At 62.0% G+C, this 15,157-nt stretch carries 7 protein-coding genes and 2 riboswitches; of the genes, 3 read left to right on the top strand and 4 right to left on the bottom strand.

Features of this window, described 5'->3' with window-relative positions:
* Positions 1–63 precede the first annotated feature (63 nt).
* The 3 genes from FTO74_RS03650 to FTO74_RS03640 all read right to left on the bottom strand — a co-directional run bounded on the left by FTO74_RS03650 (position 64) and on the right by FTO74_RS03640 (position 6,814).
* Complete coding sequence (locus FTO74_RS03650; protein WP_162536919.1) at positions 64–1,458, bottom strand: glycosyl hydrolase family 8; 1,395 nt, start codon at positions 1,456–1,458, stop codon at positions 64–66.
* 171 nt (positions 1,459–1,629) lie between these two features.
* Complete coding sequence (locus tag FTO74_RS03645) at positions 1,630–5,391, bottom strand: carboxypeptidase regulatory-like domain-containing protein (RefSeq protein WP_162536918.1); 3,762 nt, start codon at positions 5,389–5,391, stop codon at positions 1,630–1,632.
* Between the two features lie 781 nt (positions 5,392–6,172).
* Positions 6,173–6,814 (bottom strand): hypothetical protein, encoded by a 642-nt coding sequence (locus tag FTO74_RS03640; protein WP_162536917.1) that lies wholly within the window; start codon positions 6,812–6,814, stop codon positions 6,173–6,175.
* Positions 6,815–6,845: 31 nt separating this feature from the next.
* Here FTO74_RS03640 and FTO74_RS03635 point away from each other — a divergent pair, with 31 nt between their 5' ends.
* Entirely contained in the window at positions 6,846–7,898 is a 1,053-nt protein-coding gene (locus FTO74_RS03635) for a VWA domain-containing protein (RefSeq protein ID WP_162536916.1), read from the top strand.
* A gap of 47 nt (positions 7,899–7,945) precedes the next feature.
* Here FTO74_RS03635 and metE read toward each other — a convergent pair whose 3' ends face one another.
* The gene (gene metE / locus FTO74_RS03630) at positions 7,946–10,219 is read right to left on the bottom strand and encodes a 5-methyltetrahydropteroyltriglutamate--homocysteine S-methyltransferase (RefSeq protein WP_162536915.1); all 2,274 of its coding nucleotides are present in this window, start codon (positions 10,217–10,219) and stop codon (positions 7,946–7,948) included.
* Positions 10,220–10,381: 162 nt separating this feature from the next.
* Positions 10,382–10,587, bottom strand: a riboswitch (cobalamin riboswitch).
* A 504-nt stretch (positions 10,588–11,091) separates the two neighbouring features.
* A riboswitch (cobalamin riboswitch) is annotated at positions 11,092–11,286 on the top strand.
* Between the two features lie 102 nt (positions 11,287–11,388).
* Here metE and FTO74_RS03625 point away from each other — a divergent pair.
* Positions 11,389–13,854, top strand: a complete 2,466-nt coding sequence (locus tag FTO74_RS03625; RefSeq protein ID WP_162536914.1) for a ribonucleoside-diphosphate reductase subunit alpha — start codon at positions 11,389–11,391, stop codon at positions 13,852–13,854.
* A 100-nt stretch (positions 13,855–13,954) separates the two neighbouring features.
* A complete protein-coding gene (locus FTO74_RS03620; RefSeq protein WP_220399064.1) occupies positions 13,955–15,013 on the top strand; it encodes a ribonucleotide-diphosphate reductase subunit beta in 1,059 nt (352 codons plus the stop codon).
* Positions 15,014–15,157 lie beyond the last annotated feature (144 nt).

The following is a 15,157-nucleotide window of genomic DNA, read 5'->3' as shown; positions in this document are numbered from 1 at the left end:
CGGGCGGGCGGCACTTCGTGCGGTTCTCGACGCTTCGCGTGAAATACCAGAGAGCCTGCCCCCTCAGTTGATGATGCGGAAGTTGCCGCTGCAATGCAGCAGGCTCATCAGGTAGAGCATTCCGTCGTAGTAACGCTGCTCGCCGGATGGGATCGGCGTGTTCCAAAGTTCCTCTACAAAGGCTTTTGAAGTAGGGCCAGAGGCGGCGGCGAAGCTGCCCACGGCCGCGGCGGCGAGCATCCCCGTTGAGTGGCGTGTCGAAAGCGGCTTGCCGTCCAGCGTGTAGCGGTCGGCGAAGGAGCTGATGCCCTGGCTGAAGAGGAACTTCTGCACGCGGTCGCTGAGGACGGCCTCGCGCGGGTCCTTCTGCCACCAGGAGTAGTCCACCGACCAGTTGCTAACGCTGCGCCACGAGTCGTACCCAAAGGTGGCCGAGCCGTAGCGGGTGATGACCGGGGAGCCGTCGAAGTTATTGCGCTCCGGCGTCAGCCCGGTCTCGGGGCCGGTGACGATAGCGAAGTAGTTGCGGCTGACGTCGGCGGCCTTGGCCCAGAAGGCGCGGTCCTCCGCCGGACCCCAGCGCGCCCACAGCTCGTAGAACGCGGGCAGGTGGTAGGAGGCGTCGCTGATGCCGTTTTCGACGTTAGGCACGAAGCGGATCATGTAATGAGGCTCATCGACCATCGGGCCGATGGTCTCGGTCTGCGGACCACGCGGTGCCGGGCGCATGGGAAGAGGTTTGCCGCTGGCTGCTGCTTCACGGGCAGCCGTGGTGTTGTTGGGACTGGGCCAGGGGTGGCCCGGATACACAAAGGGCGCGTCTTCAGGGTGAATGCGAAAGGGGCCGGTCCCGCTGAGGACAGGGTGGTGACGGATGCCGCGCAGGATCTTATCGGCCTGGGCCTGGTAGTCGTAGATGCCCTTGCCGTTGCCCCAGCGATGGGCAGCGAAGTAGAGGGCCATGGTGAAATACTCTTCGCCGTCGGGCGCGGGGCCGGTGGAGCGTGGCGAGCCGTCCGTGCTCATGGACCAGGCGAAGTAGTTTACCGAGGGGTTCTTGGGATCGGTGACGAGCATGTAGGTGTTGGCCCAGTTCCAGAGCGCGTCGAACTCGCGCTTCTTGTTCATCTGGACGGCGATCATCATGCCGTAGCTCATGCCCTCGGTGCGGGCATCGTTATTGGCCCAGTCGGTGACGTAGGCGAGGGGACCGTTGGCGTTGGCCCCGGTCTCGAAGTAGAGACGCTCTTCCTGTCCGTCTCCGTGGAAGAGCTGCCGGAAGGCTTGGTCGATCTTGGCCTGGGTCTCGGCGGGGGTGTGGCCCTGCTCGGAGAAGAGGTCGCGGTAGTGATGGGTCTTGTAGGCTCCGTTGCCGTCTCCGGGCATGGCGGGGATGTCGCCGAGGGGGGCGTTGACGTAAGGCGGAGCGGGAGTCTGAGCGGACGCGACGCAGGGCAATGAGCAGGCGAGCACAAGCAGAAGTGCATGGCGGGCAGACAAGAAAGACCTCCGTAGAGCTGTGGGGAGTTAGACGGCGGTGTACCCCACCCATCGACGATGAAACCGCCGATGAATGGGGTACCCGTTATTGCCACCAGATTAGTTACGTGTTCAAGGTTGGGTTGTGGGTTAGAATGTGTACTTCACGTCCAGCTCGATATTGCGCTGTCCGGGTGCGCCGTTCTTCGAGTCGAAGAAGCCGACCGTCGCAGGTTGAGTGGCCTGGGTGACCGCCCCGGTTTTGCCGTTGACGGTGTAGTTGATCTGGTACTGCGTGGACGCGCTGAACTGCGGCAGAGGATGGTTGAGCCAGTTGAAGGCCGAGACCCGGAACTGGATGTTGTTGCCGCCGTGGATGTTGAACGTCTTGTAGACGGCCAGGTCGTTCTCGAGGAATGAGGCCGCCTTGATGTAGGGGAAGTTCTGTCCGCCCTGCTGGCCAAGGTTGGGAGCGACCAGGCAGGACTGCTTGAACGACTGGTGGAAGGCGAGGCCGGAGAGCGGATTGCAGGTGACTACCGGCAGGATGGGCATGGTCGAACCGGCGTCGGTTCCGAAGTAGGAAGCCGTCGTCAGCGAGGTCGATGCGGTGTTGTAGGGCGAGGTTCCGGGAGCATACGTCACGCTCACGGTCGGCTGCAGGAAGGTGCCGATCTGCCAGGACGAGACGCCCGAGATCGTCCATCCGTTGACCGTGCCTTCGACCAGCTTGTTGCCGTGGTAGAGCTTGCCCAGGCGGTAGATGTAAGACGAGTTGAAGACGTACGGGCGGTCGGTGGGCTGAGGTCCGTAGTTGAGGCGATTGTTGTACGGGCTGCGCGCCAGCACGGTGCCGAGAGCCTTCGACCAGGTGAAGTTGGCGTTGATGGTCAGGTTGCCGGTACGCTTGAGTACGGCGGCCTGCAACGAGTTGTAGTTGGCGTAGTTGGTGCTCTGCAACTCGGTGACGCTGTTGGCGCCGTAGGCATAGCCGTAGGGACGATAGTCCGATGCGGTGATGCCGGTGCCGCCCTGGCCCAGGTTCTCGGGGTTCTGCGTCTTCAGGCCGATGTTGGGGGAGAGCGGGTTGTCGCCGACAGCAGCCGAGATGGGCTGGAAGTAGGCTCCGAGCGGCGTCTTGTTCACGTTGGCGATACCGGTGTAGCTGCTGCCGGCGATGGTCTGGCTGGAGTTGAGCAGCTTGGAGCTGCTGTTGCCGACGTAGGCTACGTCGAGTAGGAAGCGGCCGGGCAGTTGCTGATCGATGCTGAAGTTCCAGTCATAGGTCAGCGGAGTGCCGTAGTCGCTGGCGTCGAAGCCGGTGGGAGCGGTGGTGGTGAGGCACTTGCTAAAGCAGGTCGGCGGCTGCAGCGAACCGATCTGGGTCTGCTGGAAGGTCTTGCCGGAGTAGTTGGAGGTGGAGTTGTAGCCTACGATAGCCTGCGCTGTGATGAGGGCGTTGGCCGAGTCGTTGTACTGGTTGGGGAAGCGGTAGGCTCCCCAGCCGCCGTGCACCATCGTCTTGCCGTTGCCGAAGACGTCATAAGAGACACCGAAGCGGGGCGAGATGAAGGCGAGACGGTCGGGAGCGCCACCCTTGGGGACGCCGGGGTCGATGCCGTGCCAGTAGAAGCCGGGGTAGACCTTGCCGGACTCATAGTCGGCGAGGACGCGGCCCGGGAAGAAGGCCGCGATGCCGATGCCCTGACGATCGTAGAAGTGGCCGATGTGATCGAAGCGGAAACCCAGCTCGACGCTGAGGCGCTTGGTCGCCTTCCAGGAGTCGTCGACGTAGCCGGAGACGATCTGGTAGGCGAGGTCCTGGATGGGATCGCTGGAGTCTTCGCGGTAGGCCGAGAAGGTTCCGGTGATGAAGTTGGCGGTGCCGTTGAAGGAGCCGATGTTGGGGCAGGTGCCGGAGGTGCAGAGGAAGTTCGGGTTGGAGTTGGTCGCGATGGTAAGTCCACCGTTGGGGTACTCAGCCATGTTGCCCTGGTAGTTGTCCACGTTCTCGGTGAAGCCGCCGAACTTGAAGGTATGGTTGCCGATGACCTTGGTCAGGTTATCGGTGTACTGGGGGATCTGCTTCTTGGCCGGGTAGAGCCCGCCGGGATACTCGAAGTAGTCGCGCTGGGAGTAGTCCGGGATGCTCATGGCCGAGGGTGCGCTGTAGGTGGGCACGAGCTTAGAAGCGCCGCCGCCGTAGATGAAGCTCTGGTTGTAACCCACTGCAGAACGGTAGTCCGCAGTGATGTCCGCAGCGCCGTAGGGGATGTAGCCGTAGGTCCAGGCGGCGACGAACTCGTTGGTAGTGGTGGCGTTGAAGGTGTGGACCCAGTGGCCCGCCAGACCCTTGGAGTAGGTGGTGCCGGAGAGGCCGCCGCCCGGGAAGGGGATGGCATAGTTGGGCGTGCTGTAGATGTGCGCGCCGTTGCCCTGCGCGAGCTGCTTGCTGTAGCCCTGCTGGTAGGAGATGAAGAACTTGTCCTTCTCGCTGGGGTTGTAGTCGACGCGGATGCGGTAGATCCAGCCGTTGTTGACGTTGATGACGGGCTGCACGTAGTTGTAGCCGCCGGGCGTGGTGGAGGGGTTGGCGTTGGCCTTGGGCCAGAGTTTGGTGAGAGCCAGCATGTTCTGGTTGATGGCCGAGGAGGGGATCTTATAGCCGGAGGCTCCGGCTACGGGCGTGGGCGTCACGGGATTGCCCGCGCCGTCGAGGAAGGTGGTTCCGGCGAGGCTGCTGCACCAGTAGGTGCTGGAGGAGGCCGAGTTGAAGCCGCCGGGGCAGAGCGCCGCATTGGCCGCGTCGTCCGAGCTGAAGTCGCCGTTCAACATGGCCGGGGTGGGAATGAAGGACTGCAGGGTGCTGGCGTTGCCCTGGTTCTGCAACAGGATCTCGGTGCCGCCCCAGAAGAAGAGCTTGTCGTGCGTGAACGGGACCGGGCCGCCGATGCTGCCGCCGGGGTAGTAGTAGTGGGCTCCGCCTTTTTTGAGCCCCTGGTGGTTGCTCTGCCAGTCGTTGGCGTTGAGAACGTCGTTGCGGGCGTTGAAGTAGCCCTGGCCGTGGTACTTGTCGCCACCGGACTTGGAGATGGCGCTGATGACGACGGGGCCGAACTCGGTGTCGGCACCGAAGTTGGTGGTGAGGACGCTGATCTCCTGGGTCATCTCAGGCGAGATGGTGACGAGGCTCGAGGCATTGTTGCCGATGTCGAGGATGTTGATGCCGTCGAGCAGTAGCGCCGTGCCGCCGCGGTTGGGTGCGCCGCCTACGTTGAGACCCGATCCGATGGCGCTCTGGCCCGCGGTGATGTTGGTGGGATTGAAGCCGGAGGTGTTGTTCGTCGGACCGTTGGCGACGTTGACGACGCCGGGCAATACCTTGAGCAGTTCGCTGGTATCGCGGCCCTGGAGGGTGAGGTCTTCGATGTCCTTGGCTTCAAGAACAGCGGTTCGTTCGCCGTTCGAGATGGAGAGGATCTGATCGGCCGTCTCGACGGTGATGGCGGTGTCGGTGGTTCCGATGGCGAGCGCGAAGGCAGGCAGCGTCTGCGAGTCTCCGGCGTGCAGCACGATGCCGGTGATCTCCTTGCCCGCGAAGCCGGTGGCGGTCACCTTGACCGAGTAGGAGCTGGGCAGCAGCGCCGGGAAGACGAAGACGCCGTCGCCGTTACTGGTGCCGGTGCGAACGTCCTTGGATGCCTCGTTGGTGAGGGTGATGGTTGCGTTCGGAACCAGGGCTCCGGTGGCGTCCTGCACCGAACCGGAGAGGGTTGCGGTGGTTTGGGCGTGCAGACTGAGCGCGCCGAAGAGGCAAAGGGCAAGCGCGAGGATGAAGCCTGCGCGCCGAACGACCAGTTGATGAAAGAGTTGGCTGAGCGAGCTGACCTTGAAGTGTTTCGTATGCTGCATACTGCCTCCAGCCCCAGCGGGGCATATGGATCAATCGTGAGTTCCAGAGATCCTTGGGTAACTGCCGAACGGCTTGATGAAGGACGCAGGTCTTCCGTCAGACGCAAGTCTGCTCAGTCGCCATGCGAACCCGTTTGGTGTCCCGAAGGATCTTTTCTTCTTTATTCACCGCGTCCGGTCAAGCAATTGCTGGCCGCGATGTGCTGCGAAAACGAAATCCAGAGACGAGGTTTTGCGTCCCTCCCATACCGCTGCTAACGAAGGCCGATACAAATGAAGCCATCCTGCGATCCTGCCCCTTCCGGCTGAGAGATCGCTTTTCCGCTTCGATTCCTATGCGACGCGAATTATTTGCGCGAGCACTTGTAGAAGACTGGGAGTAAGCTTGTCAACAAGTTTTTTTGGGGAGTGTGCAAATAGTGCAATGACCGCGTCAAGATATGAAAACTAGGAGCTTATCGAGCGCATTTATTTGATTTTTCAGGGAAGAAAATCGCGCGTTCTGGAAGGAACACCTTCAAATCCGATATTATTCGTCGCATGTTTTAATCACGACGCCAGCGCGCTGTTCAGAAGCCGTATGTGGTCTCCCGTATTAAACGCGCTTCCTTAGCGACGCGAGGTGCTTCCGGATAGGTCTTGGCTTTGAACTCGGAGGGAGAGTCGATAGAGCGGGGGCTTCGGCCCTCATCCGCACGCACAACTACCCGGCGCCTTGCCCCAGGCTGGCATAGGACACGATGTTGGCGCTCTTGTGGCCCAACCTATCGGAAGCAACCTGTCACTTGGCGGCGGCTGGCGCGGGCGTCGCCTTCGGAGCAGTCTTCGGCACAACCTTGCGCTTCTTCTTCGGCGCAACCCGCGACGGGGCAGGCTCCGCCGGGGCGCACACAACAGGCGGCGGAGCCGCGGCCTGCGCGCGCAGAGCCCGCTGCTGATCGGCGAGCTGCTTCTCCTGCTCAACGGCTGTCTCCTGCGCGTTATCGGCCAGCGTGCGGCGCGCTCCGTCGAGGCTCGCCATCGTCTGCGCGAGCAGCTCAATCTGCTCGCGCGGAGCCGAGACCCGCGCCGCCTCGTTCACACGGAGCACCACGTCGTAGAGCGCATTGAGATTGCGCAGCAGCGGCAATGCACTGCGCAGCGATTGGGGAGCCGCATCGGCGTCGGCCAGCAGCGACGGCAGGTTGGCCTGAAGATCGTGCTGGATGGACTGGATGTTCGATGCAGCCTCCTGGCGGACCGTGCCGCCCTTCCACTTCTCCAGCCGCAGCTCGCCGACCGTCTGCTGCAACATGTCGAGCGAGGGCTTCAGCAGCTCGGACGGGGTGAGTGGAGCGGCCGCGGCCGTGGGCGCCTGCACGGCGTATAGGATGGAAGAGGTACAGAGCATCGCCAACATAAGAGCCATCTGAATCATGCGCATGGTTATCTTTACCGCCGATCGGATTAAATTCATGTCTACTAAGATGCGCGTCTGTTTGTTTCTCGCAGCTCTCCTACCGGCTCTCTGCACTGCTTCGGCGCAACAGACGCCCGAGACGGGGAAGTCTCGAAGCATTCATCTTAACGTAGTCGTTCGGTCCGGGTCCGGGACCAAGGCCGGACCGCCGGTTGCGGACTTGCAGCAGCAGGACTTTACCCTGATCGACAATAAGTTGCCCCGACCCATCACGGCCTTCAAGGCCGTTCGCGGGAGCGATGCGCCGACGCGGGTAATCCTGCTGATCGATGCGCTCAACACACGGTTCACGACCGTGGCCTACGAGCGGGATGAGGCGCAGAAGTTCTTGCGCAGCAACGGCGGGCACCTGACGCATCCAACGGCGGTCGCCGTGTTGACCGACAAGGGCGTGCAGATGCAGCCCGCGTTCTCGCGCGACGGCAATGCGTTGGCCGATGCGCTGGGCCACTACGAGATCGGGCTGCGCGAGTTGACGCGCTCTACCGGCATCTACGGCGCGAACGATCGGCTGCAGATCTCGACCCTGGCTGTTCGTCAGCTTACGAACTATGCGGCGACGCTCCCTGGGCGCAAGGCGCTGCTCTGGATCTCGCCGGGCTGGGCGCTGCTCTCAGGCCCGCGCATCGAGTTGAATGCGAAGCAGCAACAGGGGGTCTTCGGCGATGTGGTCGCGTACTCCACCGAGATGCGGGAGGCGAACCTGACGCTCTACAACATCAACCCCATCGGTGCATCCGAGGGGCTGCTGCGCTCGAACTACTACCAGACTTTTTTGAAGGGCATCAGCAAACCATCGCAGGTCGACCTCGGCGATCTTGGGTTGCAGGTGCTGGCGATCCAGAGCGGCGGGCTTACCTTCGAGTCGAGCAGCGATACGGCGGGCCTGCTGAAGCAGTCGCTTGAGGATCTCGATGCCTGGTACGAGATCGACTTCGACGCGGTGGTCTCTGAGAAGCCGAACGAGTATCACCATATCGAGATCAAGCTGGATAAGCCTGGGCTGATTGCTCGAACGCGCGATGGATACTACGCGCAGCCTCGATGATGCGTGGCTCCGTGGCTGGCTGTTGCGCCAGCCACGGAGTGTTATAGCTACAGGTTGAGTGCAGCGCGGGTCGCTCGTGCGGCTTCGCATAGGTTGGTCAACGCGCGCTCGACCTCCGGCCAGCCTCGAGTCTTCAGGCCGCAGTCGGGGTTGACCCAGACCTGGTCGATCCGTAGTACCTCGAGCGCGAGCTTCAGGAGCTGCTGCATCTCCTCCGCGCTAGGCACGCGCGGCGAGTGGATGTCGTAGACGCCGGGGCCGATTTCGTTGGGGTAGCCCTCGCGTCCAAATGCCTCCAGCATCTCCATGCGCGAGCGCGCGGACTCCATCGAGATGACGTCCGCATCGAGCGCGGCGATGGCGGGGAGCACGTCCTCGAACTCGCAGTAGCACATGTGGGTATGGATCTGCGTGGCATCTGTAACACCCGAGGTTGCAAGTCGGAAGGCCTCGGTTGCCCAGGTCAGGTAAGCTTCCCAATCGGCGTTGCGCAGCGGCAGGCCCTCTCGCAGTGCAGGCTCGTCCACCTGGATGATGCGGATGCCCGCCTGCTCGAGATCGCAGACCTCATCGCGCAGGGCACGTGCGATCTGGAACGCAGTGTCGCGCTCGGGAATGTCGTTGCGGACGAAGGACCACTGGAGGATCGTGATCGGGCCGGTGAGCATCCCCTTCATGTGCCGCGTGGTCAGGGACTGCGCGTAGCTCGACCAGCCGACCGTGATAGCCTCGGGGCGCGAGACGTCGCCGTAGATGACCGGCGGCTTGACGCAGCGCGAGCCGTAGCTCTGGACCCAGCCGTTCTGCGTGAAGGCGAAGCCCTTCAGGTGCTCGCCGAAGTACTCGACCATGTCGTTGCGCTCGAACTCGCCGTGGACCAGCACGTCGAGGCCGAGCCGCTCCTGACGGCGAATGCAGTCCTCGGTCTGCTCGCGCAGGAACTGCTCGTAGGCGGCATCGTCCAGGTGGCCCTTGCGGTGCGCGGCGCGCTTCTGTCGTACCTCCGCGGTCTGGGGGAAGGAGCCAATGGTGGTGGTGGGGAGCAGGGGTAGCTTGAGTTCATTGCGCTGCACCTTGGCGCGCTCCGGGTAGGAAGAGAGCCGCTGGAAGTGCTGCTCCTCCAATGAAGCGACCGATGCACGCACGGTGGGGTCGAAGCTGCTCTCGGCGCTGGCCCGGTCGGCGATGCGGCGGGCGCTCTGCGCGAAAGCTTCAGGCGCTGCCTGCGTCCCTGCGGAGAGTGCTGCGAGTTCTTCGAGCTTCTGCTGAGAGAACGCGAGCCACGACTGGATTCGTGGATCGAGTTTGGTCTCGTCGGCGGTGTCGTACGGCGAGTGCAGCAGCGAGCAAGAGGTAGCCAGTTGAAGACGGCCGGATTCCAACCGACCGGTCAGTCTATAGATCAGCTTGTCAAGCGCCTCGAGATTCGAGAGCCAGATATTGCGGCCGTCCACGCAGCCGAGCGAGAGTATCTGACCCGGCTGGAGCGAGGCGGCGACCGCCTCTACCTGGCCCGGTGCTCGTACCGCGTCGATGTGCAGACCGGCGGCGCCGAGAGAGGTCGCCAGGGCAAGGTTCTCGTCAAGTGCTCCGAAGTAAGTGGTCAGCATCAGCTTGATTGGAGACTTGGTCAGCTCTGCGTAGGCTGTGCGATAGGCCTCAACGTAAGCCTCGGGCAGGTCAGTGACCAGCGATGGCTCGTCGATCTGGACCCACTCGGCTCCGGCGTTGGCAAGTTCGGCAAGGATCGCGCTGTAGGCCGCTACCAGCTTGGGCAATAGCGCCAGAGAATCGGAACCATCTATGGACTTGCCCAGTTTCAACAGAGTCACGGGGCCGATGAGCACGGGGCGCGTGACGATGCCCAGAGCCTTGGCCTGCTGGAACTCAGCGAGCAGTTTGCGCGTGTCGACCGCGAAGGTCAGGTCGGCAGACCACTCCGGGACCAGGTAGTGGTAGTTGGTGTCGAACCACTTGGTCATCTCCATCGCGGTCTGCTCGCTGCTGTTGCGGGCCATGGCGAAGTAGCGTTGCAACGTCACTTCTCCGCTGCCGAAGCGGGTTGGGGTGGCTCCTACCAACACCAGTGCGTCGAGCACCTGGTCGTAGAGCGAGAAGTCGTTGGAGGGGATGAAGGTGATGCCCGCCGCCCGCTGTTGCAGCCAGTGGCGCTCGCGCAGGCTGTGCGCGACGGCCAGCAGGTCGGCCTCGGAGGTGGTGCCCTTCCAGAAGCTCTCGAGGGCAAACTTCAGCTCACGCTGGCGTCCGATGCGCGGGAAGCCAAGGACGGCAGTTGGTATCGAAGGTGTGTTGGTGCTCATGGTGCGGTTCCTCTCTCGTGCGTATCGAAGGAACCACCACTGCGCAGGTGTACGAGGACGCTCGCGCGTGGGGCGCACGTCGTCAGCGGACAGATGAAAGCCAGACCCAATCCACGAGGCCGGTGCTCTCCAGCGCAGCCATGGTGGGAGCGCGGGCGCTCCTCCACGGTGGTGGCGGCAGGCTGGTGTTCGGACTTAGGGCCGCCTACTTGGCATCGCTTCCCACCTCCGAGGTGGAGGCAGTGCGTGGTCCGCGGAGGACCGTATGCTGTTCGTTCCCATTACCGCTGCGGGACAGTGCCGGAGTTCCACCGGCTTCCCATGGGCAGGACGCTCCCGCGCCCTGCACCTGCACATATCTATCCTACCTTCGTACAGCCCTGGGATGGGATGGAGGGATCTTGTTCCCGACCAGCGTGAGGGCCACGCGAAGCAGTAAAACCGCCATCCGCGTAGGAGGCCCGTCCGCAGGACAAGGTTGTGGCAGGGATAGGTCGGGCCTTCAGCGCTTTTGGGAGGCACCCCGAGGGCTTAGGTCAAGGTGAAGAAAGCATACCTCGGGGGCTAAAGCCCGCTTCTGTGGCTGGTTTTGATGTCCGGATTAAAGCCCGGACCTACCCCAGAAGCAACAACAACACAAGCAATGGCAAAGACGAAAGCAGATTCCTCCGCTTCGCTCCTGAATGACAACAAAAAAACAAGCAACTGCAACGACGGAAACAAGCAACAGCGATCATGGGAGGACAAGTGGTGGTCAAAAAGCTGTGTCTGCGGAGTCATTATCGACTTAGGTAACCCTGTAACCACGCGACGTTGGTTACTTTTCCACATCACATCTAGATATAGCGCTTGCCGTGGCGCACAGCGCAAGATAGGGTAGGTTTATTCGTGGTTCTCCAAACCAGACGGCTTGGGGTGAAAAGGGAATCCGGTGAGAGTCCGGAGCTGTCCCGCAGCGGTAAGCAGGTACGAAAGCCTGGGTGGCACTGGAGCGACGCTCTGGGAAGTCAGGCCGGTAGGGTTGATCCTGCGAAGTCCGAAGACCTGCCACGGATACATTTGCTCGCGCCTCCGAGGAGAGGCGAGGCGGCAGTGGCCCGTTTGTTCCTCGCTCCCCGGAGGTGGTCCGTTGTCTCTTCGCAAGCTTCCCGAGGCCAAGGAGATTATCCATGGCCACTTTCGCAAACTCGACCTCCGATTCGACCCACATCCAGACCAGCCTCTCCGATCTCGCGCCCGGATTCCCCGCCCGCGAGGAGACGCCCATCATGCACGTTCGCAAGCGCAACGGCGCGCTCGAACCAGTGGACGTCAACAAGATCGTCCGCGCTGTACAACGCTCGTCCTACGGGCTGACTCATGTCGATGCGATCCGCGTTGCATCGAAGACCATCGGCGGCCTGTATGACGGGGCCACCACGCGCGAACTCGACACCATCTCCATTGATACGGCCGCCTCTCTGATCGCCGAGGAGCCGCAGTACTCGCGGCTGGCGGCGCGGCTGCTGCTCGCCACCATCGTCAAAGAGGTCTCGGCGCTGAACCTGCACTCGTTCTCGCAGGCCATCGCATATGGGCACCAGGAGGGTGTGGTCTCAAAGGCCACCGCCGAGTTCGTCCAGACCCACGCGCGCAAGCTGAACCACGCCGTCGATGAGACCTTTTCCGACCGCTTCGAGTACTTTGGGCTGCGCACGGTATATGACCGCTATCTACTGCGTGATCCGATCTCACGTAGCGTGATCGAGACGCCGCAGCACTTCTTTCTGCGCGTGGCGTGCGGGCTGGCGGGCACGGCGCATGAGGCCATCGAGTTCTATCGGCTGATCGCGTCGCTCGACTACATGCCCTCGTCGCCGACGCTCTTCAACTCCGGCACCAAGCACGCGCAGATGTCCTCGTGCTATCTGCACGACTCGCCGACGGACTCGCTCGAGAGCATCTACGACACGTATAAGAACGTCGCCATGCTTTCGAAGTTCTCGGGCGGCATCGGGCTGGCCTTTCATCGCGTGCGCTCGGAGGGATCGCTGATCCGCGCTACCAATGGGCTTTCGAACGGCATTGTGCCGTGGCTGCGGACGCTGGATAGCTCCGTTGCTGCCGTCAATCAGGGCGGTAAGCGCAAGGGTGCTTGCTGCGTTTATCTGGAGCCGTGGCATGCGGATATCGAGTCGTTCCTCGAGCTGCGTGAGAACACCGGAGACCTCTCGCGGCGTACGTATAACCTGAACCTCGCTAACTGGATTCCCGACCTCTTTATGCAGCGTGCTGAGGCTGACGGCATGTGGTCGCTCTTCGATCCGAAGGACGTGCCGCAGTTGCCCGATCTCTATGGCGAGGAGTTTACCCTGGCCTACGAGAAGGCCGAGGCGGATAAGCTTTACCATCGCCAGATCAAGGCGCGTGAGCTGTATGCGCGCATGATGCGCTCGCTGGCCGAGACCGGCAACGGCTGGATGACCTTCAAGGACGCTACCAACCTGAAGTGCAACCAGACCGGCAAGCCGGGCAATGTGGTGCACCTGTCGAACCTCTGCACTGAGATCACCGAGGTGACCTCGAACGACCAGACTGCCGTGTGCAACCTGGGGTCGATCAACTTGGCGCGGCACGTCATTGCGGATGAGAACGGCAACGCCAGCTTCGACTTCGAGAAGCTCGGCGCGACCGTGCGCACGGCGGTTCCGATGCTCGATCGCGTGATCGACATCAACTACTACCCCATCGCGCAGGCTGCTGGATCGAACGTGCAGTGGCGGCCCATCGGGCTTGGCATCATGGGCTTGCAGGATGTGTTCTTCCAGCTTCATCTTCCCTTTGACTCCGCCGAGGCGCAGGCGCTCTCGACGAAGATTCAGGAGGAGATTTACTTCCACGCGCTTACGGCTTCGGCTGCGCTGGCTGAGAAGGATGGGCCTCACCCGACCTTCAAGGACACGCGGATGGCGGAGGGTAAGTTCCAGTTCGATCTGTGGAATGTGACGCCCTCGGACACTGCGCGTTGGGAGGAGCTGCGGGCTCGCATCGCCAAGACCGGTGTGCGTAACTCGCTGGTGATTGCGATTGCGCCCACCGCGACCATCGCCTCTATCGTCGGCTGCTACGAGTGCATCGAGCCGCAGATCTCCAACCTCTTCAAGCGTGAGACGCTCTCGGGCGAGTTCCTGCAGGTGAATCGCTACCTCGTCGATGAGCTGCAACTGCGCGGGCTTTGGACCGAGGAGATGCGGATGCGGCTCAAGATGGCCGAGGGCTCGATCCAGAACATCGCCGAGCTGCCCGACGATCTGAAGCTGCTCTACCGCACTGTGTGGGAGATTCCCATGCGCGCGCTCATCGACATGGCCGCAGCGCGTAATGCGTACATCGACCAGTCGCAGTCGCTGAACCTCTTTGCCGAGTCACCCAACATCGGCAGGCTCTCTTCCATGTACATGTACGCGTGGAAGCAGGGCCTGAAGACCACCTACTACCTGCGCTCGCGGCCCGCGACGAAGATCGCCAAGACCACCGTGCAGAACACCTCGTCGCACGCGGGCGCGGCGGCTTCGAATGCCCTGCCTGCCGCTTCCGTTCAAGAGGCCATTGCTTGCTCGCTCGAGAATCCTGAGTCGTGCGAGGCTTGCCAGTAACGTATCGCTTTGAAATGCCAGGGAAGCGTCCTGTATCAGTGAAGGGCGCTTTTCTTGGCGCGTCTAACGCCACCTGAAGTCACCCCGAAAGGACCACTCCATGTCCGAAGCTACTGCCCCCGTCGCCCATAGCTCGCATAACTCCGTCGCCGCGCCCGACCACATCCTCGACCCCGGCCTCTGCCTCACGCTGCGGCCCATGCGATTCCCCGTCTTCTACGACATGTTCCGCGACGGCATCAAGAACACATGGACCGTAGAAGAGGTGGACTTCCAGACCGACCTTACCGATCTGAAGCAGCGCATTACGCCCGCCGAGGTGCATGTTATTCAGCGGCTGGTGGCCTTCTTCGCTACGGGAGATTCGATCGTCTCGAACAACCTGGTGCTCAACCTGTACAAGCACATCAACTCGCCCGAGGCGCGGCTGTATCTCTCGCGGCAGCTCTTTGAAGAGGCCGTGCATGTGCAGTTCTACCTGACGCTGCTCGACAACTACGTGCCCGACCCCGATGAGCGCGCCGCCGCGTTTGCCGCGGTCGAGAACATCCCCTCTATCTCCAAGAAGGCCGACTTCTGCATGAAGTGGATGGACTCTATCCAGCAGCTTGAGGCGCTCGAAACCCGCGAGCATCGCCGCCAGTTCCTGCTCAACCTGATCTGCTTTGCTGCCTGCATCGAGGGCCTCTTCTTCTTTGCCGCGTTCGCTTATGTTTACTTCTTCCGCTCGAAGGGTCTGTTGCATGGGCTGGCTGCGGGCACCAACTGGGTCTTCCGCGATGAGAGCTGCCACCTGGAGTTTGCGTTCGAGGTTGTCAACGTGGTTCGTGCGCAGGAGCCAGATCTTTGGGATGCTGAGCTGGAGAAGGACATCGTCACCATGCTGCATGAGGCTGTCGATGCCGAGGCTCAGTTTGCTGAAGACCTGCTCGCCGGTGGTGTGGCCGGGCTTTCGCTGCGCGATATGAGGCAGTACCTGGGCTATGTGGCTGACTCGCGGTTGCAGCGGCTTGGGATTGCTCCGGTGTTCAATGCGAAGAATCCCTTCTCCTTCATGGAGCTTCAGGATGTGCAGGAGCTTACCAACTTCTTCGAGCGCCGCGTGTCTGCGTATCAGAGCGCTGTGCAGGGTGAGGTTGGGTTTGGTGAGGACTTTTAGAGTTTTGGGTTCGGGGAAAAAGTATACCTCGGGGGCTAAAGCCCGCATCTGTCAAGGGTTTTAATCTCGGGGCTAAAGCCCCGACCTACCCCAGAGGCAATAACAAAAGCAACGGCAAGAGCAGAAGCAGATTCCTCCGCTTCG

This window comes from Granulicella sp. WH15 (genome assembly GCF_009914315.1).
Lineage (GTDB): Bacteria > Acidobacteriota > Terriglobia > Terriglobales > Acidobacteriaceae > Edaphobacter.
The sequence above is the reverse complement of the archived record's forward strand: the minus strand, read 5'-3'. Positions and strand labels throughout refer to the sequence as shown.

What these genes read in the sequence shown, in the direction of transcription:
- FTO74_RS03645 (WP_162536918.1), bottom strand. Translation starts at nt 5,391, where the DNA reads ATGCAGCATACGAAACACTTCAAGGTCAGCTCGCTCAGCCAACTCTTT.
- FTO74_RS03640 (WP_162536917.1), bottom strand. Translation starts at nt 6,814, where the DNA reads ATGCGCATGATTCAGATGGCTCTTATGTTGGCGATGCTCTGTACCTCT.
- FTO74_RS03635 (WP_162536916.1), top strand. Translation starts at nt 6,846, where the DNA reads ATGTCTACTAAGATGCGCGTCTGTTTGTTTCTCGCAGCTCTCCTACCG.
- metE (WP_162536915.1), bottom strand. Translation starts at nt 10,219, where the DNA reads ATGAGCACCAACACACCTTCGATACCAACTGCCGTCCTTGGCTTCCCG.
- FTO74_RS03625 (WP_162536914.1), top strand. Translation starts at nt 11,389, where the DNA reads ATGGCCACTTTCGCAAACTCGACCTCCGATTCGACCCACATCCAGACC.
- FTO74_RS03620 (WP_220399064.1), top strand. Translation starts at nt 13,955, where the DNA reads ATGTCCGAAGCTACTGCCCCCGTCGCCCATAGCTCGCATAACTCCGTC.